The following is a 24,185-nucleotide window of genomic DNA, read 5'->3' on the forward strand; positions in this document are numbered from 1 at the left end:
CCTCCGCCGCCGATTCAGCCGATGGCGCCCTCGGTCGTCGCTTAGCAGTCGTTCTTGTCGATATCCGATATCCGATGCGAGACGCGGGCGCGTCCAGTCGCGCTGATGACAACGGCGCGTGCATGTCCTGCGGTGGTGATGCCAGTGTCGTCACAGACGGTGAACGTGCCCATCTGCAAAGCCCCCGATGCGGTGCGGGGGTAGCCTTGGGGTATGTAGGAGAGCGATTCCGACACCATCTGGTTGCCGGTTAACCGGAAGCCGTCGCGCAGGGCGCGTGAATCGCGGAGTAACGGCTCGGTGTTATTCCGGTCCCCGCTACCGTCGCGGTCGACAAACACGACCCAGCCGGCAGACCAGTCGGTGCCGGAGCGGCGAACCGTTATGCGCTCGCCGCGTTTGACTGCTTCGGATCGTGCAAACGCCAGTGTCGTCAGAAATCGGTTGGTCGACGAACTCAAGGCGGTGCTTCGAACAATCGTTGAGAGGGTGGGTATGGCGATCCCGAGTATGGCCGCGAGCAGGGCGACGGTAACCAGTAGCTCGATGAGCGTGAAGCCTCGTCGGTGCATGTCTGCTCCTCCATGAGCGGTTTCGAAGGACTGCGTCATTCCGTGACGAGTGATCTCGAAGGTCAGTTTTTGAGCAATGAGTGATCGTCGTTGTCTCTCGATGCTGTTCCGTTCATCGTGTGATGAGACCCACCAATCGGGCCGGGCTCGTGGAGGTCCCCGAAAGATCCTACCGTTGTCGCCATGAATAGCAAGATACGCGGATTCACGCTGATCGAATTGATGCTTACCGTGATCGTGGCTGCGATCCTGCTCTCGGTCGCGATCCCCAGCTTCCGCACGTTCATACAGAACAACCAGCTGACCACGGCGACCAATCAGTTCGTTACCGCGCTCAATCTGACGCGTAGCGAGGCCGTCAAGCGTGGTCGTTCGGTTCGTATCTCCGCCCTTTCCCCGTCGGGTAGTAACGAGTGGGGGGGAGGGTTCATGGTGTGGATCGACGAGAACGGTGATGGCACCTACGACGCGAGCGACGATCAGCAACTTCGCCGCTGGGATGCCCTGGACGGCAACATGACGGTCGACAGCAACAATGGCAGGACATTGTTCATCTATGACGGTGACGGTGTCGTCAACGCCGGAGATACGGTCGACGTCTGTGACAGTGGACGTTCGGGGGAGACCGGCCGCCGGCTTGCTATCGACGTGACGGGCCGTATTTCCATCAGCGACGATAGCTACAGTGGCTGTTCATAAGATCATGTACTCCTCATCAACAACAACCGTACGACAGTCGGGGCTCTCCATGATTGAGATCCTCGTGACCGTGCTTGTGCTCTCTATTGGCCTGCTGGGTGTTGCAGGGTTGAACCTGCAGGCGATCAAGGCGAATACCGAGGCGATGAAACGCTCGCAGGTGACTTGGCTCGTCGACTCGCTGGCCGAGCAGATGCACGCCAACAGCGACGGCGTGTACGACTACTTCAGCAGCTCCAATCCTCCAATGCCGTTGAAGGGTGGGACGAATCGGTGTGATTCCCCGCCGACGGACCACTGCAGCTCTGATGCATGCCGGGTATTCCGGGATGCACTATGGCGCGTCGCCTGCGACGCCAGTCTTGGGGCGGAGGCATCCGGGGTCGCGGCGTTGCCCGGTGGAGAGCTAAATATCGAGTGCAGCGAGGACCCTTGTGAGGAAGGGGACTCATTCGAGATAGAGGCCGTATGGCGCTATCAGGGCGGCGACGGTAGCGGTGACGGCCCCGACGACAAGAGCCGATTCGTACAGGAGGTCGTGCCGTGATGGTGATGGGCGATGAGTCGCATTCCAGGGAGCGGGGGCTGACGCTTATCGAGCTCATGATCGCGCTGGTCTTGGGGCTGATGCTCTCCGCCGGCGCGGTGCAGTTGTTTATCGCCAATAAGCAGAGCTACCGCTTGCAGGACGCTTTGGCGCGGGTACAGGAGAACGGCCGTTTTGCCATGCAGCGGCTTGGCCGTGACGTCCGCATGGCGGGTTATCACAATCCGCTCACCGCGCCCACTCCGGATGCGTTTCATACCGACGCCACCCCTTCGGATTCGAATACGGCCGATGGCGGCAGCGGCGCGAGTGATCGGGTCGCCGTAGTCCGTATGTATCCCGATGAGACAGCGGCCGACTGCCTGGGAACCAAAGCCGCAGGGGAGCGTGTCGTCAACGTGTATTCGGTTTCGGGAGGTTCGCTTGTTTGCCGCGGTATGGACCCTGAAACCGGAAGCTGGCTGGAGAGCGCACAGCCGCTCATCGATGGTGTCGATACCTTCCAGGCAGAGTACGGAATCGACAGTGATGATGACGGTAGCGTCGACAGTTACGAGGATGCGGGTGGGGTGACGGACTGGAGTCAGGTCATCACCGTAAGGCTTGCGCTACTGCTACGTACGCAGCAGGACAACCTCAGGCCCGCCAATGCGGATACCTACAACGTGCTCGGCGAGACGGTTTCCCCGGGCAGTGACGGACGGCTGCGCAGCATCTTCGAGAACACCATAGTCCTTAGGAACCGTTTGCCATGACTGCGTGGAATCGGATTGCGGACCTTTCTCGAATCGGCCGGCAACGCGGTGCCGCGCTGGCGATAAGTCTGGTAATCCTGCTTGTGTTGACGTTGGTTGCCGTTACCGCGTCACAGGTCAGCCGAATGCAGGAGGCTATGTCGGGTAACGCCCAGCAGGAACGGACTATATTCCAGACGACCTATTCGGCCATTTCGTGGGCGCTTAACAAGTTCAGCGACGATCCGTCCACACTGGCCAGCGCGATTGACAGCGACGGTACGGAAAACGTGAGCATGGATGAGTCCACCGAGGACCGGTTGGTCACGGATCGCCACCTTCAGCTGAGCACCCTGGAGGTTACGCATACCGGTCAGGGATGTCCCAGTGGCTTCAGCTGCAAGAATTTTGAGGGGCATTACTTCGACGTGGACTCGGAGGCATCGATCGCCGGTACCGGTGCTAACTCGAGTCAGACTCAGGGCATTATGCGCGTAACGCCAAAAGATTGATGACCGTGATGTGTTTGTGCGTTTCGGTAATCGTATGTGGCTGAATAGTGAACCGGGGGTGAGGATGTCAAAGACTGCAGGCGTTTTCTGGGGAGTTTTGCTTCTCGTTGTCGCGGCAGCGGCCTCGCCGGTATCGGCGGAAATCCGTAACCTTGAATCCGCCATTGAGGCGGCAAGAATCACCATGACGAAGCAGGGGGCGGGGCGTTTTGAGGTTGAGGCCCAGGCCTGCCCGACGTGCAAGAAGCGGCGTTTCGACGTGTCCGACGATACCCAGTTCATAAACCGCGGACAGCAGTCGAGTATCGATCAGTTTCTCGCGACGCAGCCGACAACGGGAACAGTCATCTACAAATCGGATAGCGGCGAATTGACCAAGGTCCTCTGGTCGAAGTGAGCGTCTGGACGTTGGGTGTCCGGTATCCCGATACGAGCCAGGGCTAGGAGCAACAGCAATCATGAGTCATGGAAGCAGCGTCTGCCGGTGGGGCTTGGTAGCGGGGTTACTTCTGTCTTTGCTCTCGATCGCCCATGCGGACGATACCGAAATCTATGTGCCTGACGAGAGCGCATGGAAGCAGCCGAACGTGCTGTTTGTCGTCGATACCTCGGGGAGTATGAGCTCCACTGTCGAGGTGACGCCTGAAGAATATGATGCCTCACAGTCGTATGACGGGGATTGTGACACCGGGCGAATCTACTGGTCAGAAGGAGGCGGCACGCCTTCCTGCGGCGGGAGGAACGGCGGTACGGACAACTGGATTACCGAGGACGCGTTCAAGTGTGACTCCGCTCAGGGTTCGCTGGATAGCGCTGGTCAGGCACTCGGCGTGAGGAGCGCGCAGAACAGGGAGCAGTGTTCCTGGTCCTGGTCGTGGTCCGACGGCTGGCACAGGGAATGTTCGACGAGCTGGCGGGATCTGGATGACAACTCCCATGACGCAGCAGTGGAGTGCCGTGCTGACCGTGGGACGCATGGTGCCTCCGATGGTGATGCCGCTGTGTATGCCTCGGACACCGATGGCCCTTGGTCCGAGAATGAGGACGAGGAGATCAACTGGGGTTATCGGGATGACTATAATTTTTACACTGGAAATTATCTGAATTATCTCGATAGCGCGACGGTCGAGGAAAAAACCCGGCTGGAGGTCGTGCAGCAGATCGCCGGCGACTTGGTTGATAGCATCAATGGTATCAATATCGGGTTGATGCGATTCGATGCGGGACACGACTGCGGTTATTGGAGCTGCAGCTACTCCGGCGGCTTCGTGGATTTGGCAATCGACGATATCGGGGATAACAGGTCGGCTTTCAAAACCAAACTCAACAGCTATTATCCGGGCGGGAACACCCCTCTCAGCGAGACCTATTGGGAGGCGGCACGGTATTTTCGCGGTGAAGGCGTAGTTTTTGGTAATGAGACGGAGCCACGCACGAGCGTTGACGAATGCAGGCAGTCCGACTCGTGGAACACTTACAAGTCGCCGATTGAGGACCCCTGTCAGAACAACTACGTCATACTGTTGACGGATGGTCTCCCTACAGACGATACCGAGGCCAATGATGCGATCCGTGATTTGACGGGGGCGTCGTGCTCGGGGAACGGCGGCTGTCTCGACGAGCTGGCGGAATACCTGTACGAAGAGGACCAGTTCGACGATTCCGATTTTGGTCGGGATCTCAGTGATTTCGAGGAAAGCACCCAAAAAATAATTACCTATACCATCGGCTTCCGGGTTGATGATGGGCTGTTGTCTGATACAGCCAATAAGGGGGGGGGTCGTTATTACACTGTCGATACCTATGACGAGCTGAAGAGTGCGCTTACGGAGATATTCGTCGAGATAGTCTCTTCTGGGGCGACGTTCGCGTCACCGGGTGTGGCTGTCGACAATTTCAATCGCCTGCAGAACCGTAACGAACTTTACTATGCGCTGTTCGAGCCGGCCTCGACGACGCGATGGCCGGGGAACGTCAAGAAGTACCGTCTCGGGTATGACGAGGACACGGATACATTCCAGGTTGAGGATGCGAACCACACGGCGGCTGTCGATTCGTCTACCGGCTTCTTCAAGGACAACGCCAAGAGTTACTGGAGTGAGGTCGTGGACGGCGACGATGTCCAGAAGGGCGGTGCCGCCAATCAGTATCCGGATCTCAATCCTGAAAGCCGCAATGTCTATACGTATCTCGGTGATTCGGAAAACCTGACAGCCAGCTCGAATGCGCTCGATGAGGGCAACTCCGGGATTACCAAGTCCATGATTGGCTTGGCCGACAGTGCGTCGGATGCCGAGCGTACGGAGGTGCTCAAATGGGCGCGCGGTGTTGATGTCCTGGATAGCGACGATGACGGCAGTACCAGCGATGCATGTCAGCGAATGGGGGACCCCCTGCACGGCCAGCCCGTCCTAGTGACCTACGGCGGCAGTCAGGACAGTCCCGATATAACGCTATATGCGATTACCAATAGCGGGTATCTGCACGCCATTGATACCAGTGATGGCTCGGAGACGTTTGCGTACGTTCCCAGCGATCTGCTCGGAAATCTCGCAACGCTCATGGATAACCCGGACGGTACGGACAAGACCTATGGCCTCGACGGACCATTAGAGACCTATGTCGAGGAGAACGGGGACGATTCCGATCAGACCATCGAAGCCGGCGAAGGTGACAAGGCTTACGTGTTCGCCGGCATGCGGCGTGGTGGGCGCGACTTTCATGCACTGGATGTGACTGACCGCTCTGAACCTTCCCACCTCTGGACAATCACTGGTGGTAGCGGGGAGTTTTCGGAGTTGGGGCAGACTTGGTCCGCGCCGCAGACGGCGACCCTGCTCTGGACAGATGGCTCGGAGAAGGACGTGCTCATCTTCGGTGGCGGGTACGATCCTGCGCAGGATGTCGAGGGTGCTCCGGTAACGGACGGCCAGGGGCGCGCGATATACATCGTCGACATGGAAACGGGGGAGCTTCTGTGGTGGGCCGGTCCGTCTGATTCCGGGGCCGATCTTGAACTCTCCAATATGACGAACTCGATCCCGGCGGATGTGACGGTTGTCGATATCGATGCCGACGGTTACCCGGATGCCCTGTTCGCCGCTGACATGGCGGGACAGATATGGCGTCTGGACTTTACGTACAAGGACACCGATAGCGGTGAGCAGGATGGTGACCCGGGGATAGACGCGCTTGACGAGATTACCGGCGGTCGCATAGCCGATTTTGCTGGTTCGGGTGAGGCCGGCAACCGGCGATTCTATAACGCGCCGGATGTGACCCTTATCAATAACGGCGGGGAAAACTACCTGGCTGTCTCCATCGGTTCCGGTTACAGGGCGCATCCGCTTGATACGACAATCAACGAGCGGTTCTATATGCTAAAAAGCACACCGGTGTATGGGGCCCCGACGGGCAATGATGGAAACGTCGACTATACGACGGTCACCGAGAGTGATCTCTACGACGCCACCGATAACACCATCGGGCAGGGCAGCGACGAGGACAGCGCGGCTGCTCAGGAAACTCTGGACGAGGGTGATGGCTGGTATATCGACCTTGAGGCAGACGGTGAGAAGGTCCTCGGTACTGCCACGGTATTCAATAGCCGACTGCTGTTCACCACGTTCATCCCAAGTGATGATCCGGAAGCGGTATGCGGGACCCGTAACGGGCATTCCCGGCTCTACCTGATGGATGTCCGTGACGCCACCCCTGTGGCGAACCTTGATACCGACTCGGACGATCTCACTGATACGGACCGTTACGTCTCGCTTACGCGCGGCGGGATTGCGCCGTCACCACAGGTTCTTCTGGTACCGGGAGGTGAGAACGGTGACGGACCCATCCAGCCAGTGGTGACCGTTGGTACGGAACTCCCTCTGGAGAATTTCTGTAAGGAGGACGGAAATTGCGTGGACGGGGGGCCGCTGGGCTCGTTACCGGCGCTTTCGCGCACGTACTGGCGAGAGAACGAGACGGAGTGATCAGCACATGATTATTCGCGTAACGAGGGAACGAAGCGTTGCAGGATTTACGCTGATCGAATTGATGATTGTGGTGGCGGTTCTGGCGATCATTGCGGCGATCGCCTACCCGACCTACCAAGGCCAGGTGCAGGCCTCCCGCCGTGCGGACGGTAAGTCGATGCTGATGCAGGTTATGCACGCTGAGGAGCGCTATTACACGGAAAACTACTCTTACACCACTGATCTCGACGATAGTGGCGACGGCGGCGAGCTAGGCCTTAATGACGGAGGGGCGTCGGCGGGTAACGTGCTCTCGGACGATGAGTTCTATGAGATCAGTGCCAGCGGCTGTGGCAGTGGTATCGGCGAGTGTGTCCAGTTGACCGCATCCCGGCGGGGCGCTCAGCAGGCGGACACTGAGTGTGGCAACCTCACGATGGATTCCCTGGGCAACAGGGGCAACACGGGCTCCGCTCCCGCCGATGAGTGCTGGTGAGTGTTGCACGTTGACGTGTAATCGTGGGGCGATATTAGGCCCTAGATAAGGCTGGACAGCGATCGGTGTGCGCGATAACCTTTGCTCCCGACTCAAGGCCGGCGTAGCTCAGCTGGTAGAGCAACGCATTCGTAATGCGTAGGTCCGCGGTTCGAGTCCGTGCGCCGGCACCATATCTTCCGCTGACCGGGTCCTCCGGTTGGCATCGGTTCCCGCGAGTTCGTCGCCGGCCTGTTTCCATCACAGGCTGGCGGTATGCACGCCGCTCAAGTTCCCGGGTGAACCTGCCGCTAAAGAACGGTAAGGGTTTCACGGACGGAAGAGGGGCGATCGTGTTCAGACTGCTGACGTCGAGCATCCGCAACAAGCTGCTGCTCAATACCGGCCTGGGTACCGGGCTGACCCTGGGCGCTGCGCTGTTTGCCATGGCCGTGGCCTGGCAGGGCCTGCAGACCTATCGCGGGCTGCTCGACAGCTCCCTGGTCACCCAGGCCGATATCAGCTCTCTGAATCAGGATCTGGACCGTCAGCTTCTTGCCTGGAAGGACATCATGCTTCTCGGTGCCGACCCTGCGCGTGAGAAGGCGGAGGCCCGGTTCCGCAAGCAGGGTGACTCCATCGAGGAGGACAGCAAGGCGCTGATCTCCCGTCTCGACGACATGCCAGAAGTGCGGGCCTTGCTGAAACGCTTCCGTTCCGAGTACGCGGAGATGCGCAGCGGCTACGATGAGGCGCTGCAGGTCTTCGTCGACTCCGGGTATATGCGTCTGACGGCGCGTGCGATGGTGGACGGGTTGGCCGAGCAACCGCGGCAGACCCTGGTCGAGGTCCAGGACCGGGTGGACGAGCGGCTGCAGGGCATGGCCCAGGAGACCGCGGCGTCGACGATGCGCAACTTCATGATCACGCTCGTCCTGATCGCGATCGCGGTGCTGGTCGCGTTTGCGGTCTTCCTGTTTCTCCTGCGCCGCAGTATCACGCGCCCCGCCGGCGAGCTGGTGGAAGGGCTCCAGGCGATGGCGGCCGGGGATTTCACCCGGCCGGTGGAGCGTCATACCCAGGATGAGCTCGGGCGGGTCGCCGAGGCCGCGGAACGCCTGCGCACCGATGTCGGCGAGCTGGTTGGAGAGGTCCGCGGGGCGGTCGCCCGGCTGGGCGAGTCCGCCGAGCAGACGGCGGCACTGGCGGAGCATAATCGCACCGCGATCACGACCCAGCGCGAGGAGACCAGCCAGGTCGCCACCGCCATGAACGAGATGAACGCCACCGTGCAGGAAGTGGCCCGGAATGCGGGCGAGGCGGCCGAGTCCGCGGCGTCTGCGTCACGGGATTCCGAGAACGGGCGTGGCGTGGTGGAGACCACGGTATCCCGCATGGATCAGCTGGCCGAGCGTATCGACGAGGCGGGTACGGCGGTGGAGCAGCTCGACCAGCACAGCACGGCCATCGGCTCGGTGCTGGATGTCATCCGCGATATCGCCGAGCAGACCAATCTGCTGGCCCTCAACGCCGCCATCGAGGCGGCCCGGGCCGGCGAGCAGGGCCGTGGTTTCGCCGTGGTCGCCGAGGAAGTGCGGGCGCTGGCGCGTCGCACCGCGGAGTCCACGGATCAGATCCAGCGCACGATCGAGGAGCTGCAGTCGGGTAGCCGGCGGAGCGTGGAGCTGATGGGGGAGAGCCGCGGTGCCGCGGGCGAGGTCGTGGAGCAGGCCCGCGAGGCCGGGGCGGCGTTGCAGCGGATCGCCGAGGGTGTGCAGCGCATCAACGAGATGAACGACCAGATCGCCAGTGCCGCTGAAGAGCAGAGCGCGACCACCGATGAGATGAACCGCAGTATCTCCAATATCGCCCAGGTGGCCGACGACAGTGCCGAGACCGCCGGCGAGACGACCCGCGCCAGCGAGTCGCTCCAGCGCCTGGCCGACGAGCTGGATGAGCTCGTCCGCCGTTTCCGGATCAGTGCTGCTCGATGACCAGTACCCGGCCCTCGTGCCGGAGGTTTACCCGCCCGAGAAACGACATCCCCAGTAGCGGCGTGCTCGGCGCGCCGCCGGGGAGCACCATCCCGTCGACCCCCTGGACCACCACCTCGCCGAGGCGTACCCGATCGAAGGTGACCCGCCAGCCCGTGGTGGCGCCGGAAGCGGTATTGACCCGTATGCGGGTCCCGCTTTCCTGGTAATCCAGCCCCATGCCGTCCGCCATGGCCGCGTTGATCGCTACCATATCGGCACCGGTGTCCACCAGGAAGCGCACGGGGCGGCCATTGATGCGGCCGTTGCTCATGTAGCGCCCGCGGGTGTCCGGTGACAGCCGCATCTGGCGGGGGGTGGCGGCGGCGTATGTGCCGCCGGCACGGCTGGTGAGGCTCAGTCGACGGCGCTGGCCGTCGATACTGATGACTGCCGCCTTGGGGGTGGCGTCGATGAGGCGCACACCGCGGGGACCGGTCGTGCCCTCGGAGAGCACGACCCGGGTGCCGTCGATCTCCAGCAATGCCTTGCCGGGGAACAGGGCGCGGACCTGCACGTCCGGAGGGGCGGCTGCGGCGACGGTGCATGCCATGACGGCGGCGGCCGCCGCGGTGCGCAGCCATACCCGGAGGGTGAGCCGCGCATGCCGTGCCCGGCGGCGTCCGGATTGGATGGGTACGTGATTCAACACCGGCGACTCCCTGTGGTGATGAGGTGTGCGTGGCGCTCCAGCCGGGGTTCAGCATACTAAGCCGGCTATTGCCATTGCCACCTCCCGAATCGTGCCGATGCCCGACCCGAGCGATCGTCCCGGCTGGCGCTGGTCTCCGGCCTTGCCCATCGTCGGCTGCCGGGAGCAGCCGATCTACGGGAGGTGCAGCGCTACCGGGTTTGCCGGCAGGCCCCCTTTGCGGGATGCCTGCGAAGGGGACCGGTGTTGTAGGTTGGCCGCTCCTGGCAGCCAACATCCCGTCCCCGGCTACGCCGACGGCTTGAGCGGCCTGATGACCCCGATGTGCGCGCGTGCCGCCAGCGCCGGCGGGACAAAGCCGGGATGACCGCGTCGGGGGGCGGCCATGCGCAAGCCCGTTCCCATCTGTTCCGGCGTCATCAGGAACCAGACACCCGATACCCCGCAAATCGCTTGATCCGCGAGACGGTATCTACGGAAGGGTGGACCACCGGGACTTCGTCGAAGGGGTAGATTGGCTGCTCCCGACAGCCAACATCTGTGCGGGAAGGGTGCGCACGCGGGACAGGCGCCTTGTGATTGCGGGAGGCGGACATCCACTACCCGCCGTATGAGAATGTCGGCTGCCTCCCTGCCGCCGATCTACGGGATGCGTCGCGCGCTTTCGGCGCATGCCCGGTGAGATTGCCGGGCGGAAAAACGCCCCGGCCGGGGAAAACCGGCCGGGGCGGTCACGGGTCGTGCGGCGTGTCGGTCGGTTACTCGCCGCGGAAGCGGCCCACGAGCTCGCGTAGGCGGTTGCTCATGGCCGCGAGCTCCTCGCCCGCGCTCTTGAGCTGATCCATGGCGTTGACCGACTCCTCGACCACCGAGCCGACCTGCGAGACGCTCTGGTTGATGCTCTCGCTGGTGGCGGTCTGCTCCTCGGCGGCGCCGGCGATCTGCGTGTTCATCTCGGTCATCTGGTTGATGCCCTTGCTGATGCTGCTGAACGAATCGCCGGCCTCGGCGGCCTTGTCCACGGTCTCCTGGGCGCGGCTGCGGCTGCTGTCCATGGCGGTGGCCGCGTCCTCCGCGCCGTTCTGCACCCGCTCGATGATCGACTGGATCTCGCCGGTGGACTCCTGGGTGCGCTGGGCGAGGGTGCGGACCTCCTCGGCGACCACGGCGAAGCCGCGGCCCTGCTCGCCGGCGCGGGCCGCCTCGATGGCGGCATTGAGGGCGAGCAGGTTGGTCTGCTCCGCCACCTCGCGAATGACGTCGAGCACCGTGGAGATGTTGCCCGCCTCGTCACGCAGGGCCATGACCTTCTGCGCCGCGGACTCCACTTCCGAGGCGAGCCCGTCGATGGCCTCCACCGTGTCCTGCACGACCTTGCGGCCGCGTTCGCCCTCGTCGGAGACGGATTCCGCGCTCTTCGCCGCCTCGGCGGTGTTGCGCGCGATCTCCTGTGCCGTGGCCGCCATCTCGTTCATCGCGGTGGCGACCTGGTCGATCTCCGAGCGCTGGCGCTGGACACCCTCGTCGGTGCTCTGGGTGACCGCCGTGAGCTCCTCGGAGGCGCTCGCCAGGCTCGTGGTCTCCTGTTTGATACCGCGCACGACGCCCTGCAGTGCACCGAGGAAGCCGTTCACCGCGGCGATGAACTCACCGACCTCGTCGTTCTTGCCGGCGTCCAGGCGGCGGGAGAGGTCCGCGTCGCCGTTCTCCATGCTGGTGAGCAGCCCGGTGATCTGCTCCTGGCCGCGCTTGATCGGGCGCACGATGCCGCGGGTGATCAGCAGCGCGAGCAGCAACCCGCCGATAACGGCCGCCGCCAGCACGCCGGAGGTCACCAGGGAGGCCTGCTGGGCACGGCCCTGGGCGCCTTTCGCCACGTCGGCGAGGTCGTCGAACGTGCTGTCCTGCAGCGCGCGGGCGGCCTTCGCCATGGACTTGCCGAGCGGGTCGAGGGTGTTGTCCCTGGCGGTCCCGATGGCATTCAGCCGGGAGGCGAGCCCCTTGGCGGTCTCGTGGTACTCCGTCAGGCCGTCGCGGGCCTGCTTGACGAGTTCCTCCTGGTGGTCGCCGAGCACGTAGGTGGACAGGCGCTCGATGCCCTTCGCCGTCTCCTCGGCGAGCTGGTTCGTTTCCTGCTTCAGGGCCGGGTCCTGGTTGTTCACGTACTGCCGGGTGGTGGCCCGGAGCTGGTTGAACAGACCGAGCGTGGACTGGGCCTGATAGGCGAGGAGGTAGTCGTTGGAGCCGGTGCCCGCCTTCGCCAGCTCCTGGAGCGGGGCATTGATGCCGGAAGCGGTATCGCCGAGCTTGGCGGCGATCTCATTGATGCCCGTCGCCGCCTGCTCGATCTTCGTTTCGAAGACCTTCTCGTAACGTCCGTGCTGTTCGGCGAGCTGGTCGACCAGGTCCTGGCGCTCGGCGTTCTCGATCAGGCCCTGGGCGCGTTTGACCGCCGCGTCGAACTCGCTGCCGAACTGGGAGAACTCCTTCGCCATCTGTGGATCCCGGGAGGCGATGTAGGCGTCCAGGCGCAGGCGCTGGCGGTACAGGGAGCTGAGCATGTCCGTGGCGACGGCGGTGTTCGGCACGAGCGTCTCGGTGACATCCGTCATCTGGGAGTCGACGCTGCGGAAACCGTTGACCGCCACCACGCCGACGATCACGAACAGCGCCAGTATCAGCGCCGGTGCCGCCATTACCTTGGCCGTAAGGCCCATCCTGCGGTTGCGCAGGCCCTTGCGCGTTGCGCCCCTCTCGGTGGCTTCACTGCGTTTTGACTGCTTCATTGTTGCCCCGCCGTTCCGTGAAACATAGCCTTCCCCGTTCGTATCGGCACGGCCGCGGGCGACTTGACCGGCGTACCGGAGCCGGTCGGGGGGAACGCCGCGCGCGCCGTGTTGTCCGCATCTGCGGGGTACCGGCGTGATTGCGCCGGATATTAGCATGACGTCAGTCAAGGATCGGGCTCCGGGGCCGATACCCTTGGTGAAAGCGGGGCGAAGTTCTCGCCATGCACTGGCAGCATCGGGGACACATAGCGGATGGATCTGGCGACGCTGATCGGTCTAATCGGGGCGACGGGCGTGATCATGATGGCCATCGTCGTGGGTGGCGATGCGGCGATCTTTCTCAACGTCCCTTCGTTGCTGATCGTGGTCTCCGGCGCCCTGCTCGCGACACTGATCAAGTTCCCCCTGAGTCAGTTCCTCGGGGCGTTCAAGTCGGTGGGAAGGGCGTTCAAGTATCGTAGCGACGATCCGCGCCGGCTGATCGAGCAGACCGTCGACCTCGCCCAGGTGGCGCGCAAGGAAGGGCTGCTGGCGCTGGAGAACTACGAGGTCGATAACCCGTTCCTGCAGCAGGGCGTTCAGCTGCTTGCCGATGGCCACGAGCCCGAATTCGTCAAGAAGGTGCTCGGCCAGGAGATCGACCTCAGCATCGAGCGTGCCGAGCGTGGGGAGAACGTCTTCCGTGCCCTCGGGGACGTGGCGCCGGCGATGGGCATGATCGGCACGCTGATCGGGCTCGTGCAGATGCTCTCCAATATGGACGATCCCAAGAAGATTGGTCCGGCCATGGCCATCGCGTTGCTCACCACGCTCTACGGTGCGGTTATTGCCAACGCCATCGCCCTGCCGCTGGCCGACAAGCTCGCCGCGCGTAATACCGAGGAACGGCTCAACCGGACCCTCATCCTGGAGGGGCTGATTTCGATCCAGGAGGGCTTGAATCCGCGGGTCATCGAGGAGCTGCTCAAGACCTACCTGCCGACGAGCCAGCGCCAGGACGCCACCGACGAGGCGGCGTAGGCGATGATCGGGGACGCGCCGACACGACGGCAGAAACGCCAGGCGATGCCGCCGGGGGCGCCGCAGTGGATGGCGACCTTCGCGGACCTGGCGACGATCCTCCTGTCCTTTTTCGTGCTGCTGCTCTCGTTCTCCGAGATGGACGTGGAGAAGTACAAGCAGGTGGCCGGATCGATGCGCAACGCCTTCGGCGTGCAGCGCATCGAGTTCGCCTCCGACGTGCCCAAGGGAACGAGCTTCGTGCAGCAGGAGTTCGAGACCGGCCAGCCGCAGAAGACCTCCATTGACCGTTTGCGTCAGATTACCAGCTCCGCCCAGCGCCGGAACCTGACGCGGCTCGACGAGCAACTGCCTATCCCGGTCGAGGAGCGCCAACGAGGCCTCAAGGAACAGGCACAGGCCAAGCAGAACGCCAGGGTGGAGGAAAACCTCAAACGCCTGCGGGCACTGCTCGCCGAGGAGATCAAGCAGGGGCTGGTCGAGGTCAAGCGTGCGGGCACGCGTATCATCATACGTATACGTGAGCGGGGCTCGTTCCCCACCGGCTCGGACCGCCTCATAAAGCCGTTCAAGCCCGTGGTCGAGAAGATCGCCACGGCGCTGGGGGAGACCGCCGGCGGGGTCACTGTGGCGGGGCACACGGACAACGTGCCGATAGACAACGACCGTTTCCGCTCGAACTGGGCGCTGTCAGCGGCTCGTGCGGTGACGATGTACCATCGCCTGGTGACCGCGGCCGATCTCGATCCGAAGCGGTTCACCGTGGAGGGGCACGCCGATACCCGTCCCGTGGCGTCCAACGATACGCCCGAAGGCCGTGCACAGAACCGGCGGGTCGAGGTCATTCTCGAGCATGGTGGCAGCGGAGAGATCGAGCGCAGCATTGATGCCCTGCTCGGACTCAAGGGAGGAGGGAAGCCGGATGAGCCATCATCAACCACCGGACAGTGACGAACGGCGCGCGCACTTCCGTGTACCGGATACGCTGCTCCTCGACTACGAGCCAATAGACGAGGGGCAGATGGAGTCGCGCCGCGAGGAGATGGCGGGGCGCTGGCCGAATGCCTTCATGCTGGCCAGCCGCCTGCACGAGATCCGCGAGGGGGCGACGGTGCTCCGACGCCACGCCCGCCAGGAATCCGCCGTTTTCTCCAAGCTCGTGGATACCCTGGATCAGAGCATCGACCTCCTCGCCGAGACGCTGGCCGTCCAGGCGTTCGGCAACCGGGTCGCCAAGGTGACGGACGTCAACATCGGTGCCGGCGGGATGGATTTCATAAGCTCCGACGGCGCGCTGCCACCGGGCTCCATCCTCGATTTGCGCATGCTCTTCCATTCAACCGGTGCGGGGCTGCGTATGTTCGGCCGCGTGCGCCATTGCGACCGTGTCGCAACCGGAGGACACCGGCTCGGCATTGAGTTCGAGTTTGCCCGCGAGCACGACCGGGAGCTGCTGGTGCATCTGATGCTGCGCCGCGAGGCCCAGCTGCTGCGTGAGGAGCGAGGAGACTGAGCGTCAGGTCTTGCGCAGGAGCTCGCGCTGTAACGAGAGCACGAGGCCCTGGAGGCGGTCGCGGTCCGCGTGCGTGAAGTCCTGGAATTCGGCGCCGAAGCGGTAACGCTTTCGCTGCCGGTCGTATTCGAGGTAACGGATCTCCACCCGCGCGTCCAGCGGCTGGCTGTCGTGCAGGGCGATGTGGCAGTCGTACTGGTTATGCGGCTCGGGCTCCGGGCCCTTGATCACGTAGGCGCCGATGCCGCCGGCGGAGAGGTCGCAGAGCTGTATATCGGTATCCGGGGCGTCCTCGCCGCCGGACAGTGTGCAGTGCTGCTGGCGGGTCAGCGGGACGGGCACGCGCACGAAGCGTCGGCGCTGATTGTAGACGATCTCCTCGGGGTAGCCGGCCACGTAGTAGTAGATGCCATCGGCCAGGCCGATCTCCTGGACAGTGACCGTGAACCGGGTGTCGACACCGAGGGTCCGGCTGACGACGCGCAGCTCGGTGCCGATCTCGATGCGGTCGTGGCCGCGTCGGGGTTTGAGCTCGTCGAGGGTCAGCCGGCGGCTCTGGGGGTCGACGTAGAGCAGCGCGCTGCGGAAGGGCGTGCCCCGTTCCGGCAGGTGGACGTCCAGAAGGTTGCGGGATTCGTGGAGGCGGCGGAGGATTCCGGTCTTCTGCCCGGGGTTGCGTATGATTTCCGGTTCCTCATAGGGCGCCGCGTTCGTCATACCGCTTTTTTCCCCACCGTCAGGCGCTGGTTCGCAGGCGCCCGGATCCGGACGCTGTTCCCCCGCCGGGACCGTAGGTCTCGCCGTCGCGCTCGCGGCCGGTCAGCAGCGCGACTTCCTCGCCGACGGTCTCGAGCACCCGCGCGATGGCAATGCCGTTGCGCTCGTTGCGGCGGTTAACGCGCGCGAGGGTATCGCGCAGCGCCTGCCACTCGGTTTGCAGGGCCGAGTCGGCGTCCTCGCCCGGGGGGGCCGGTTCGGGGCAGGTGTCGATTGCCTCGAACAGCCGCAGCTTCTCCTGGGCGGTGGCCTCGATGGTCGCGGGATCGGCACGCGCGGTGATCTCCGCGTGCTCGCGCTCGAGCACTGCGTCGAGTTCGTCGACAAGCCCGCGGAGGGTGCGCAATCCGTCAAGCGTCAATGTGCCGTCAGCCATCGCTCAGCAGTTGCTCGAAGTCCGCGAAGCGCTGGGCGATGCGGTCCGCGTCCAGCGGGTACTCCCCTCGCGAGATGCGATCGCGGAGATCCTGGACACGGTTGCTGTCCACTTCCGGCGTGTTATCGATAGACTCACGCACCGCCTGCAGGCGGCTGGATTCGCTGGTGCTGTCACTCTGCGGGGCCGCGGTCGCGGCGGACGGGCGGCTGTCGGTATCCTCGTGCGAGCCGGTCCGTGCCGTGCTGTTCCTGCTACCCGTCGGGTAACTGCCGGGCGGGCGCGGGCCGTTGTCGATGGGGTTGCTCATGTTCCCTGCTCCTCGATTATCCAGACCTGCCTCTGCAGGAGTTAGCGGCCGGATTTCCGCGAACTTTAGCAGCTCGCGGGGTGAATGTCCGTTGTCAGCGCTCAAATGTCCGTTGTCAGCGCTCAGTAGTTGACGCGCATGCGCCCGCGCGCGACGACCTCGCCCTCGACGACACGCTCGGAAGAGAGATTGCGGGCACGTATCCGTTCGCCTCGGGTGCCGTCCTCCAGGGCGCGCCCCTGCATGCTGACCTTCACCGGGCCGTTGCCGGCCTGGATAAGCAGGGTATCGCCGCGGCGCACGAGTGTCGGGCGGGTCAGCTGACCGGCGTCGATGACCGTACCCGGTTGCAGCGACCGCTGTGTCTGCAGCCCGATCAGGCCCTCCGGGTCGGTATAGTACTCGCCCCGGAGCCTGGTGGTGGTGCGCCGGGCCGTGCGCAGGTCTTCGGCATCGAGCCGGCTGCCGCGGGGGACGGGCCGGGCCGCGACGACGACCTCGATGCTGCGCACCACCCGGGTCGGGACGTAGACCTTCCAGGGGGAGGGACCCGGGCAGCGAACCCGGACCACGAGCCGCTCGCTGCCCTCCCGCCGGTTGGGAGCGTCGGCAGCCAGGGCCTCGCCGCAGGCCGGTAGCCGCAGGCGCTCGTCGAGCCGGTCGATTTCCACGCGCTCCAGCTGTCCGGCATCGCCGTCGAGCTCGTTGACGAAGGCCTGTACGCTCGTGCGTATCTCCGCCAGCGACTGGGTCGGGCGGGCCTGGGCCGCGGGCAGCACGCTGCCCAGCAGTATCAGTGCGACGATTGCTCGGTAGGCCATCGTGGGTCCATATCGTTCCTGTGTCCGCCCTCGTGCTTGCAGAATCCGTTCCAGGTGGGTTCAGTCCCGTGGCGGTTGGCCGATAACCATACTGTCCGGTACATCAGTGGAGCCCTGTTCCAGGACGCTAGCGCCATCCGTTACGATGGAGTCGCGAAATCCGGCCCTGCGGCCGGTGAAATGCCCGAGGAGGTCGCGCGTGGCCCTGGAGAGCCGCAAAGACAACAACACGATGGCCGCGGCGGACTACGAGGCGTTCCGGCGCTTTCTCGAGGAGCGCTCGGGCATCATGCTCGGCGAGAACAAGCAGTATCTCGTCACCAGCCGCCTGGCGCCGTTGCTGCGTCGCCATTCCCTCGCCGACCTGGGGGCGTTGGTACAGCGGCTCCAGTCCGCGGGGGGGCAGCAGCTGCGTACCGAGGTCGTCGACGCGATGACGACCAACGAGACGCAGTGGTTCCGCGATATCTACCCGTTCCGCATCCTCGCCGACCAGCTTTTTCCGGAGTTCGAGCGGCGTGGCAAGCGCCATATCCGGATCTGGTCGGCGGCGTGCTCGTCGGGCCAGGAGGCCTACTCGGTGAGCATGACGCTGTCGGAGTACCAGGCAAAGGGTCGGAATCTTGACGCTACAATCGTCGGTACGGACATCTCCACGCAGATTGTCGGTCGGGCGAAGGCCGCGGAATACAGTGCCAGCGAGATCCGTCGCGGGCTGAGCGAGGAACGCCAGCGACGATATTTCGACGCCGTCGATCAGAACACGTGGCGGGTTCGCCCGGAGGTCACCCGGCGGGTGAGCTTCCGCCAGCACAACCTCCTCGAGGCCTACGGTACCCTCGGCCGGTTCGATCTCATCCTCTGCCGCAACACTCTCATCTACTTCTCCATGCCCACGCGCACGGATCTCATCCGCCGCATGGGGCAGGCCCTGGAGCCCGGCGGCTACCTCATGGTCGGGGCCTCCGAGTCCCTGCCCAGGGAGCTCACGGAATTCGAGATGGTGCGCTGCCATCCCGGCGTGGTGTACCGCCGCAAGGACTGATCGTTTCCGGGTTGATCCGGCCTGTCGCACACGGCCTGCGGCTGTGCCCGGCCCATCTGTTTCGGCCTTGACCCCTTCGGCTGGTGGTGTGAGACCTGCGTCCCGGACGCGGGATTCGGCGAGCCGGGCGGGTAGGTCGTGCGCCGAAGGCGTGCGACGTCGCGGAGGACAGGCCGTCTTCTCGCACACGGCCTGCGGCCGTGCCCGGCCCATCTGTTTCGGCCTTGACCCCTTCGGCTGGTGGTGTGAGACCTGCGTCCCGGACGCGGGATTCGGCGAGCCGGGCGGGTAGGTCGTGCGCCGAAGGCGTGCGACGTCGCGGAGGACAGGCCGTCTTCTCGCACACGGCCTGACGGCCGTGCCCGACCTACACGTTTCGACCTGTAACCCTCCGGTGGTCGAGGCGCTCGCGCTAGCTGGCACGTCTGTTGCATCTGCCTGACCCGGAATCATCGCAGGAGGTGACCGGGCATGAGCATCACGATGGATCGGGTTTTCGGCGTCGCTGCCGACGCCCTGCAGGTGCAGTCCGAGCGCACGCAGCTGATAAGCGGCAACATCGCCAACGCCGATACCCCCGGCTACAAGGCGCGGGACATCGATTTCCGCAAGGCCCTGGACGGCGCCGGCGGCGGTGCGCTGGCGCTCGCGCGGACGTCGCCGGCGCATCTCGGTACCGGCGCCGCGGGCACGAGCGCCTCGGTGCAGTACCGCGTGCCTGCCAACCCCTCCCTCGACGGCAACACCGTGGAGGTCCACCGCGAGCAGGCGAAGTTCGCGGAGGCCACCACCCAGTACCAGGCCGCCCTCAGCATGCTCGGTGACGACATCAAGGGCATCATCGGCGCGATCAAGGGGGAGTAGCCCATGTCCATGTTCAATGTCTTCGACGTCGCGGGCTCGGCGATGAGTGCCCAGTCCCTGCGGCTGAATCTCACGGCGAGCAACCTCGCCAACGCCGAGACCACGGCCTCGTCGCCGGAGCAGGCCTACCGGGCGCGCCAGCCGGTCTTCTCGGCGGCGTTGCAGGCGGCCCAGGCACGCGACGGCGACGCCGGTGCGGTGCCGGTGGAGGTGCGCGGCGTGGTCGAGAGCGAGGCACCGGTGCAGGAGCTTTACCGGCCCAACAGCCCGCAGGCCGATAACGAGGGCTATGTCTATCGCTCGAACGTCAACCCGGTCGAGGAGATGGTCAACATGATCTCGGCCTCGCGCTCGTACCAGAACAGCGTCGAGGTGATGTCCACCTCCCGCGATCTGATGCTCCAGACGCTGCGTCTCGGACGCTAAGGAGAACGCCATGACCACGGTGACCGGCACGAGCAGTGCCTCGCAGCAGGCTGCCATGTCGTCCAGCCAGGCAGAGAACGACCGCACGGAGCTCGGCCAGCAGGACTTCCTCAAGCTGATGACCACCCAGCTGCAGAATCAGGACCCGATGAACCCGATGGAGAACGCGGAGTTCATGTCGCAGATGGCCCAGTTCACATCGGCGTCGGGCATCCAGTCCCTGCAGAGCTCGTTCTCCGACTTCCAGTCCTCCATGACCGCCAGCCAGTCGCTGCAGGCGGCCGGCCTGGTCGGCCGCAAGGTCACCGCCGAGAGCGACACGGGGCATCTGCCCCAGGACGGCGAGCTCAGCGGCACCGTGGAGCTGGACGCCGGAGTCGGCAATTTGACGGTATCCATCGTCGACGGTACCGGCACCCGTGTCGCGGAGATGGCGCTCGGCGCCCAGGATGCGGGCTCGGTGGATTTCTCCTGGGACGGCGAGAACGCGAACGGCGAGCGCCTGCCCAGTGGCGATTACCAGGTGGTCGCCGAGACCACCACGACGGACGGGGTGACTACGCAACCGGTACGCATCGCCGGCGAGGTCACCAGCGTTGCCCTGGCGGGCAACGGCCGTACGCCGACACTCACCGTCGACGGCGTGGGCGATATCTCGCTGTCCGATGTACGCAAGGTTCAGTAAGGGGAGGCACAAGGCATGTCTTTCGGAACGGCTCTCACCGGTCTCAAGGCCGCGGCATCGGACCTCGATGTTTCCGGCAACAACGTGGCGAACAGCCAGACGACGGGCTTCAAGTCCTCGCGGACCGAGTTCGCGGATATCTTCGCTTCCAGCAACCTGGGGGTCTCGCAGACCGCGGTGGGGCAGGGCGTGCGCCTGGCCAATACCCGTCAGCAGTTTTCCCAGGGGCAGTTCGACTTCACCGGTCGCAGCCTGGATCTGGCCGTCAACGGCGAGGGGTTCTTCCGCGTGAGCGACGGCGGGGAGACGCAGTACACCCGAAACGGTGCGTTCAGTCTCGACAAGGACGGCTACATCGTCGATGCGAACGGCCGCCAGCTCACCGGTTTCCAGGCGGACGGCGAGGGCAATATCACCGGGGCGCAGGGGCCGCTGCAGGTCAATATCGGCAACGTCGCACCCCAGGCGTCCAACGAGATGCGGTTGTCGGCCAATCTCGACGCCACCGCGGACGCCCTGACCAACCCGTTCGATTCCGGTGATCCCGAGACCTATAACTTCTCCACGTCGACCACCCTGTACGACTCCCAGGGCGGTGATCACCTGACGACGCTGTATTTCCGCAAGACCGGCTCGAATCAGTGGAACGTCCAGGCGACCGTCGATGGGGCCTCCGGTGTCGGGAGTCCTGGCAACGAGATCGACATGGGTACCGTGTCGTTCGACACCCAGGGTCAGCTGACGGCGCCGGCGAACGACACCCTGACGTCGGGCGCGGTCCCGCTAAGCGGCAACGTCGCGGACCTCGATCTCTCGCTGAACGTCGAGGACCTCACCCAGTTCGGCTCCCCCTTCGAGGTCAAGCAGCTGCGCCAGAACGGCTACGCCGCCGGCCAGTTCACCGGCCTGGGCGTCGAGGCGGACGGGCGCATCATCGCGCGCTTCACCAACGGCCAGACCGAGGCGCTGGGGCAGGTGGCACTGGCGCGTTTCCCGGCCCCCGAGCAGCTTCAGCAGGTGGGCGACACGAGCTGGGTGGAGACCTTCCAGTCCGGCACGCCCGTGGTCGCCGCGCCGGGCTCCTCGGGGACGGGATCGCTGGAGCCAGGGGCGCTGGAGCAGTCCAACGTCGACATCACCGAGGAGCTGGTGAGCATGATCACCGCCCAGCGCAACTATCAGGCGAACTCCCAGATGATCTCGACCCAGAACCAGATCACCCAGGAGATCCTCAATATCCGCTCGTGAGCGGTGAGCGTCTGCGCCGCGGCACGCCGGCCGTGCCGGCGGCGCAGGCACAGGCTCGCGCCCGAAGGAGGCAGAGACCATGGATCGCATGGCCTACATCGCGATGGCGGGGGCGAAATACGCCCTCGAACAGCAGCGGGTTACCAGCAACAACCTCGCCAACGCGAACACCACCGGCTTTCGCGCGGACCTGGAGGCACTGACCAGTCGCGACGTTCACGGCCCGGTGCGCCCGAGCCGTGTCTACGGCGTGGAGACGCGCACCGGCAGTGATTTCACCGAGGGGGCGCTGAAGACCACCGGGCGTGACCTGGACGCCGCGATCAGCGGCAACGGCTGGTTCACCGTCCAGGCGGCCGATGGGACCGAGGCCTACACCCGCCGTGGCGACTTCCGCGTCACCCAGGGCGGCCTGCTGGAGACCGGGGCCGGCGAGCTGGTCATGGGGGAGAACGGCCCCGTGGCCATCCCACCGGCGGAGAAGGTCGAGATCGGTCAGGACGGCACCATCAGCGTCGTGCCCAAGGGGCAGAGCGCCAATGCCATGGCGGTGGTTGACCGGCTCAAGCTGGTGGATCCGCCGACCCGGCAGCTGCGCAAGGGCGAGGACGGGCTGTTCCGGCTCGCCGGCGGCGGCACTGCCGATGCCGACGCCGGTGTGAAAGTGGTTTCCGGCGCGCTTGAGTCCAGCAACGTCAATGCCACGGACGCGCTGGTGCAGATGATCGACCATGCCCGCCGCTTCGAGAGCTACATCAAGATGATCGAGACGGCGCGCCAGACGGACGAGGCCGGACAGCGACTGCTGCGCAGCGGCGGCTGATGCGGCATGAGAGTTGCAACGGTTTAGCCACGACGGGATCGATGCGCGCGGATACGCGCGGGAGGAATGAACCATGAATCCGGCACTCTGGGTGGCCAAGACGGGGATGGACGCGCAGCAGACGCGGATGTCCGTGGTCTCCAATAACCTGGCCAACGTGAACACCACCGGCTTCAAGCAGGACCGGGCGAAGTTCGAGGACCTCGTCTACCAGACCGTCCGCCAGGCCGGCGGCCAGACCACGCAGGACGCGCAGCTGCCCTCCGGGCTGATGGTCGGGACCGGCGTGCGCGTGGCCGCCACGGAGAAGATGCACACCCAGGGCAACATCCAGCAGACGGGGAACGCCCTGGACATGGCCATCAACGGGGACGGCTTCTTCCAGGTGCTGCAGCCCGACGGCACGATCGCCTACACCCGGGACGGTTCGTTCCAGGTCGACAGCCAGGGCCAGCTCGTCACCAAGAACGGTCTCTCCGTGGTGCCCAACATCACCATCCCGGACGACGCCCAGAGCGTGACCATCGGCCAGGACGGTACCGTTTCCGTCAAGACCGCCGGCCAGGCCCAGTCCACCCAGGTGGGTACCGTGGAGCTCGCGGGCTTCGTGAACCCCGCCGGGCTCAAGCCCGTCGGTCAGAACCTGTTCGTGGAGACCGGGGCCAGTGGCACGCCGCAGACCGGTACCCCGGGGCTCAACGGCCTGGGGAGTATCCAGCAGGGCTCGCTGGAGAGCTCCAACGTCAACATCGCCGAAGAGCTGGTGAATATGATCGAGACCCAGCGGGCGTTCGAGACCAACACCCGTGCGATCTCCACCACCGACGGCATGCTCCAGTTCATGACCAACAACCTGTAATCACCGCAGGTGGGCGGGGCATTCAACATGACCTTCGAGACAACAGACCGGCCAGAGGCGGATCGAGGGCGCGGGAGCGGGCAGCCGACCGCCTCGCCGGTTCCCGTAGGTCGTGCGCCGAAGGCGTGCGACTTCTCCGACGGCGCCCCGCGGGGTGCCGGGCGTGCCGTGTCGCCCACGGCCCGGGATGTCGGCTGCCGGGAGCAGCCGACCTACGGGCAAGGCGTAGCCCCGGTAGGTCGTGCGCCGAAGGCGTGCGACTTCTCCGATGGCGCCCCGCGTGGCGCCGGGCGTGCCGTGTCGCCCACGGCCCGGGATGTCGGCTGCCGGGAGCAGCCGACCTACGGAAAAGGCGTAGCCCAGGTAGGTCGTGCGCCGAAGGCGTGCGACTTCTCCGATGGCGCCCCGCGTGGCGCCGGGCGTGCCGTGTCGCACAC

25 protein-coding genes and 1 tRNA gene are annotated in these 24,185 nt (G+C 64.7%); 19 read left to right on the forward strand and 7 right to left on the reverse strand.

Annotated features, from left to right (window positions below):
- Positions 1–41 precede the first annotated feature (41 nt).
- Entirely contained in the window at positions 42–572 is a 531-nt protein-coding gene (locus C516_RS0105335) for a GspH/FimT family pseudopilin (protein WP_018717325.1), read from the reverse strand.
- 183 nt (positions 573–755) lie between these two features.
- Between C516_RS0105335 and C516_RS18620 the strand changes: the two genes are divergently transcribed.
- From C516_RS18620 to C516_RS20375, 9 genes are all read left to right on the forward strand, one after another.
- Positions 756–1,271, forward strand: a complete 516-nt coding sequence (locus C516_RS18620) for a GspH/FimT family pseudopilin (RefSeq protein ID WP_018717326.1) — start codon at positions 756–758, stop codon at positions 1,269–1,271.
- Positions 1,272–1,275: 4 nt separating this feature from the next.
- Positions 1,276–1,818, forward strand: a complete 543-nt coding sequence (pilV, locus tag C516_RS20370; protein ID WP_084594090.1) for a type IV pilus modification protein PilV — start codon at positions 1,276–1,278, stop codon at positions 1,816–1,818.
- Entirely contained in the window at positions 1,818–2,573 is a 756-nt protein-coding gene (locus C516_RS0105350) for a PilW family protein (RefSeq protein ID WP_018717328.1), read from the forward strand. The genes pilV and C516_RS0105350 overlap by 1 nt, the downstream gene beginning before the upstream one ends.
- Positions 2,570–3,064, forward strand: coding sequence for a PilX N-terminal domain-containing pilus assembly protein (locus C516_RS18630; RefSeq protein ID WP_018717329.1), 495 nt, complete (start codon positions 2,570–2,572; stop codon positions 3,062–3,064). Before C516_RS0105350 ends, C516_RS18630 begins: the two co-directional genes overlap by 4 nt.
- Before the next feature lie 64 nt (positions 3,065–3,128).
- Positions 3,129–3,461 (forward strand): hypothetical protein, encoded by a 333-nt coding sequence (locus C516_RS0105360; RefSeq protein WP_156831134.1) that lies wholly within the window; start codon positions 3,129–3,131, stop codon positions 3,459–3,461.
- Positions 3,462–3,522: 61 nt separating this feature from the next.
- Positions 3,523–7,050, forward strand: a complete 3,528-nt coding sequence (locus C516_RS18635; RefSeq protein WP_084594091.1) for a pilus assembly protein — start codon at positions 3,523–3,525, stop codon at positions 7,048–7,050.
- Between the two features lie 7 nt (positions 7,051–7,057).
- Positions 7,058–7,528, forward strand: a complete 471-nt coding sequence (locus tag C516_RS0105370; protein ID WP_018717332.1) for a type IV pilin protein — start codon at positions 7,058–7,060, stop codon at positions 7,526–7,528.
- A 97-nt stretch (positions 7,529–7,625) separates the two neighbouring features.
- Positions 7,626–7,701 (forward strand) — tRNA-Thr (locus tag C516_RS0105375).
- Positions 7,702–7,860: 159 nt separating this feature from the next.
- A complete protein-coding gene (locus tag C516_RS20375; RefSeq protein ID WP_018717333.1) occupies positions 7,861–9,501 on the forward strand; it encodes a methyl-accepting chemotaxis protein in 1,641 nt (546 codons plus the stop codon).
- On the opposite strand, the gene C516_RS0105385 is transcribed toward C516_RS20375, so the two are convergent.
- Both C516_RS0105385 and C516_RS20380 read right to left on the reverse strand, forming a co-directional pair.
- The gene (locus C516_RS0105385; RefSeq protein WP_018717334.1) at positions 9,485–10,189 is read right to left on the reverse strand and encodes a retropepsin-like aspartic protease family protein; all 705 of its coding nucleotides are present in this window, start codon (positions 10,187–10,189) and stop codon (positions 9,485–9,487) included. The genes C516_RS20375 and C516_RS0105385 overlap by 17 nt on opposite strands.
- Before the next feature lie 761 nt (positions 10,190–10,950).
- The gene (locus C516_RS20380) at positions 10,951–12,978 is read right to left on the reverse strand and encodes a HAMP domain-containing methyl-accepting chemotaxis protein (protein WP_169509127.1); all 2,028 of its coding nucleotides are present in this window, start codon (positions 12,976–12,978) and stop codon (positions 10,951–10,953) included.
- A gap of 255 nt (positions 12,979–13,233) precedes the next feature.
- On the opposite strand from C516_RS20380, the gene pomA reads away from it, so the two are divergent.
- From pomA to C516_RS0105405, 3 genes are read left to right on the forward strand one after another with little or no spacing between them, the layout of a single operon-like run.
- Positions 13,234–14,001 (forward strand): flagellar motor protein PomA, encoded by a 768-nt coding sequence (gene pomA, locus C516_RS0105395; protein ID WP_018717336.1) that lies wholly within the window; start codon positions 13,234–13,236, stop codon positions 13,999–14,001.
- 3 nt (positions 14,002–14,004) lie between these two features.
- A complete protein-coding gene (tssL, locus tag C516_RS0105400; RefSeq protein ID WP_018717337.1) occupies positions 14,005–14,952 on the forward strand; it encodes a type VI secretion system protein TssL, long form in 948 nt (315 codons plus the stop codon).
- Positions 14,924–15,514 carry a PilZ domain-containing protein gene (locus tag C516_RS0105405; RefSeq protein ID WP_163138560.1) on the forward strand — a complete coding sequence of 197 codons (591 nt, stop codon included), beginning with the start codon at positions 14,924–14,926 and terminating at the stop codon, positions 15,512–15,514. The genes tssL and C516_RS0105405 overlap by 29 nt, the downstream gene beginning before the upstream one ends.
- Before the next feature lie 3 nt (positions 15,515–15,517).
- Here the strand turns inward: C516_RS0105405 and C516_RS20385 are convergent, their stop codons facing one another.
- The 4 genes from C516_RS20385 to flgA all read right to left on the reverse strand — a co-directional run bounded on the left by C516_RS20385 (position 15,518) and on the right by flgA (position 17,798).
- Positions 15,518–16,231, reverse strand: coding sequence for a flagellar brake protein (locus C516_RS20385; protein WP_018717339.1), 714 nt, complete (start codon positions 16,229–16,231; stop codon positions 15,518–15,520).
- A gap of 19 nt (positions 16,232–16,250) precedes the next feature.
- A complete protein-coding gene (flgN, locus tag C516_RS20390; RefSeq protein WP_084594094.1) occupies positions 16,251–16,667 on the reverse strand; it encodes a flagellar protein FlgN in 417 nt (138 codons plus the stop codon).
- Positions 16,660–16,977, reverse strand: a complete 318-nt coding sequence (gene flgM / locus C516_RS18655) for a flagellar biosynthesis anti-sigma factor FlgM (protein WP_018717341.1) — start codon at positions 16,975–16,977, stop codon at positions 16,660–16,662. Before flgM ends, flgN begins: the two co-directional genes overlap by 8 nt.
- A 122-nt stretch (positions 16,978–17,099) precedes the next feature.
- Positions 17,100–17,798 (reverse strand): flagellar basal body P-ring formation chaperone FlgA, encoded by a 699-nt coding sequence (flgA, locus tag C516_RS0105425; protein ID WP_018717342.1) that lies wholly within the window; start codon positions 17,796–17,798, stop codon positions 17,100–17,102.
- 199 nt (positions 17,799–17,997) lie between these two features.
- On the opposite strand from flgA, the gene C516_RS0105430 reads away from it, so the two are divergent.
- From C516_RS0105430 to flgG, 7 genes are all read left to right on the forward strand, one after another.
- Positions 17,998–18,843, forward strand: a complete 846-nt coding sequence (locus C516_RS0105430; RefSeq protein WP_018717343.1) for a CheR family methyltransferase — start codon at positions 17,998–18,000, stop codon at positions 18,841–18,843.
- Between the two features lie 471 nt (positions 18,844–19,314).
- A complete protein-coding gene (gene flgB / locus C516_RS0105435) occupies positions 19,315–19,707 on the forward strand; it encodes a flagellar basal body rod protein FlgB (RefSeq protein ID WP_018717344.1) in 393 nt (130 codons plus the stop codon).
- Between the two features lie 3 nt (positions 19,708–19,710).
- On the forward strand, positions 19,711–20,133 hold the full coding sequence (gene flgC / locus C516_RS0105440; protein WP_018717345.1) for a flagellar basal body rod protein FlgC: 423 nt from the start codon (positions 19,711–19,713) through the stop codon (positions 20,131–20,133).
- A 10-nt stretch (positions 20,134–20,143) separates the two neighbouring features.
- On the forward strand, positions 20,144–20,818 hold the full coding sequence (locus C516_RS0105445) for a flagellar hook assembly protein FlgD (protein WP_018717346.1): 675 nt from the start codon (positions 20,144–20,146) through the stop codon (positions 20,816–20,818).
- 15 nt (positions 20,819–20,833) lie between these two features.
- Positions 20,834–22,066 (forward strand): flagellar hook protein FlgE, encoded by a 1,233-nt coding sequence (gene flgE / locus C516_RS0105450; protein WP_018717347.1) that lies wholly within the window; start codon positions 20,834–20,836, stop codon positions 22,064–22,066.
- Positions 22,067–22,145: 79 nt separating this feature from the next.
- A complete protein-coding gene (flgF, locus tag C516_RS0105455; protein WP_018717348.1) occupies positions 22,146–22,889 on the forward strand; it encodes a flagellar basal-body rod protein FlgF in 744 nt (247 codons plus the stop codon).
- Between the two features lie 73 nt (positions 22,890–22,962).
- The gene (gene flgG / locus C516_RS0105460) at positions 22,963–23,748 is read left to right on the forward strand and encodes a flagellar basal-body rod protein FlgG (protein ID WP_018717349.1); all 786 of its coding nucleotides are present in this window, start codon (positions 22,963–22,965) and stop codon (positions 23,746–23,748) included.
- The last annotated feature ends 437 nt before the right edge of the window (positions 23,749–24,185 follow it).

The sequence above is a fragment of the Arhodomonas aquaeolei DSM 8974 genome (assembly GCF_000374645.1).
Classification (GTDB): Bacteria; Pseudomonadota; Gammaproteobacteria; order Nitrococcales; family Nitrococcaceae; genus Arhodomonas; species Arhodomonas aquaeolei.

Coding starts and splice junctions, on each gene's coding strand:
- C516_RS18635 (WP_084594091.1), top strand. CDS start 3,523: ATGAGTCATGGAAGCAGCGTCTGCCGGTGGGGCTTGGTAGCGGGGTTA.
- C516_RS0105445 (WP_018717346.1), top strand. CDS start 20,144: ATGACCACGGTGACCGGCACGAGCAGTGCCTCGCAGCAGGCTGCCATG.
- C516_RS0105335 (WP_018717325.1), bottom strand. CDS start 572: ATGCACCGACGAGGCTTCACGCTCATCGAGCTACTGGTTACCGTCGCC.
- C516_RS0105350 (WP_018717328.1), top strand. CDS start 1,818: ATGGTGATGGGCGATGAGTCGCATTCCAGGGAGCGGGGGCTGACGCTT.
- flgC (WP_018717345.1), top strand. CDS start 19,711: ATGTCCATGTTCAATGTCTTCGACGTCGCGGGCTCGGCGATGAGTGCC.
- C516_RS18620 (WP_018717326.1), top strand. CDS start 756: ATGAATAGCAAGATACGCGGATTCACGCTGATCGAATTGATGCTTACC.
- flgE (WP_018717347.1), top strand. CDS start 20,834: ATGTCTTTCGGAACGGCTCTCACCGGTCTCAAGGCCGCGGCATCGGAC.
- flgB (WP_018717344.1), top strand. CDS start 19,315: ATGAGCATCACGATGGATCGGGTTTTCGGCGTCGCTGCCGACGCCCTG.
- C516_RS18630 (WP_018717329.1), top strand. CDS start 2,570: ATGACTGCGTGGAATCGGATTGCGGACCTTTCTCGAATCGGCCGGCAA.
- flgG (WP_018717349.1), top strand. CDS start 22,963: ATGAATCCGGCACTCTGGGTGGCCAAGACGGGGATGGACGCGCAGCAG.
- flgF (WP_018717348.1), top strand. CDS start 22,146: ATGGATCGCATGGCCTACATCGCGATGGCGGGGGCGAAATACGCCCTC.
- C516_RS0105360 (WP_156831134.1), top strand. CDS start 3,129: ATGTCAAAGACTGCAGGCGTTTTCTGGGGAGTTTTGCTTCTCGTTGTC.
- flgN (WP_084594094.1), bottom strand. CDS start 16,667: ATGGCTGACGGCACATTGACGCTTGACGGATTGCGCACCCTCCGCGGG.
- C516_RS20385 (WP_018717339.1), bottom strand. CDS start 16,231: ATGACGAACGCGGCGCCCTATGAGGAACCGGAAATCATACGCAACCCC.
- tssL (WP_018717337.1), top strand. CDS start 14,005: ATGATCGGGGACGCGCCGACACGACGGCAGAAACGCCAGGCGATGCCG.
- pilV (WP_084594090.1), top strand. CDS start 1,276: ATGTACTCCTCATCAACAACAACCGTACGACAGTCGGGGCTCTCCATG.
- C516_RS20380 (WP_169509127.1), bottom strand. CDS start 12,978: ATGAAGCAGTCAAAACGCAGTGAAGCCACCGAGAGGGGCGCAACGCGC.
- flgM (WP_018717341.1), bottom strand. CDS start 16,977: ATGAGCAACCCCATCGACAACGGCCCGCGCCCGCCCGGCAGTTACCCG.
- C516_RS0105370 (WP_018717332.1), top strand. CDS start 7,058: ATGATTATTCGCGTAACGAGGGAACGAAGCGTTGCAGGATTTACGCTG.
- flgA (WP_018717342.1), bottom strand. CDS start 17,798: ATGGCCTACCGAGCAATCGTCGCACTGATACTGCTGGGCAGCGTGCTG.
- C516_RS0105405 (WP_163138560.1), top strand. CDS start 14,924: ATGAGCCATCATCAACCACCGGACAGTGACGAACGGCGCGCGCACTTC.
- pomA (WP_018717336.1), top strand. CDS start 13,234: ATGGATCTGGCGACGCTGATCGGTCTAATCGGGGCGACGGGCGTGATC.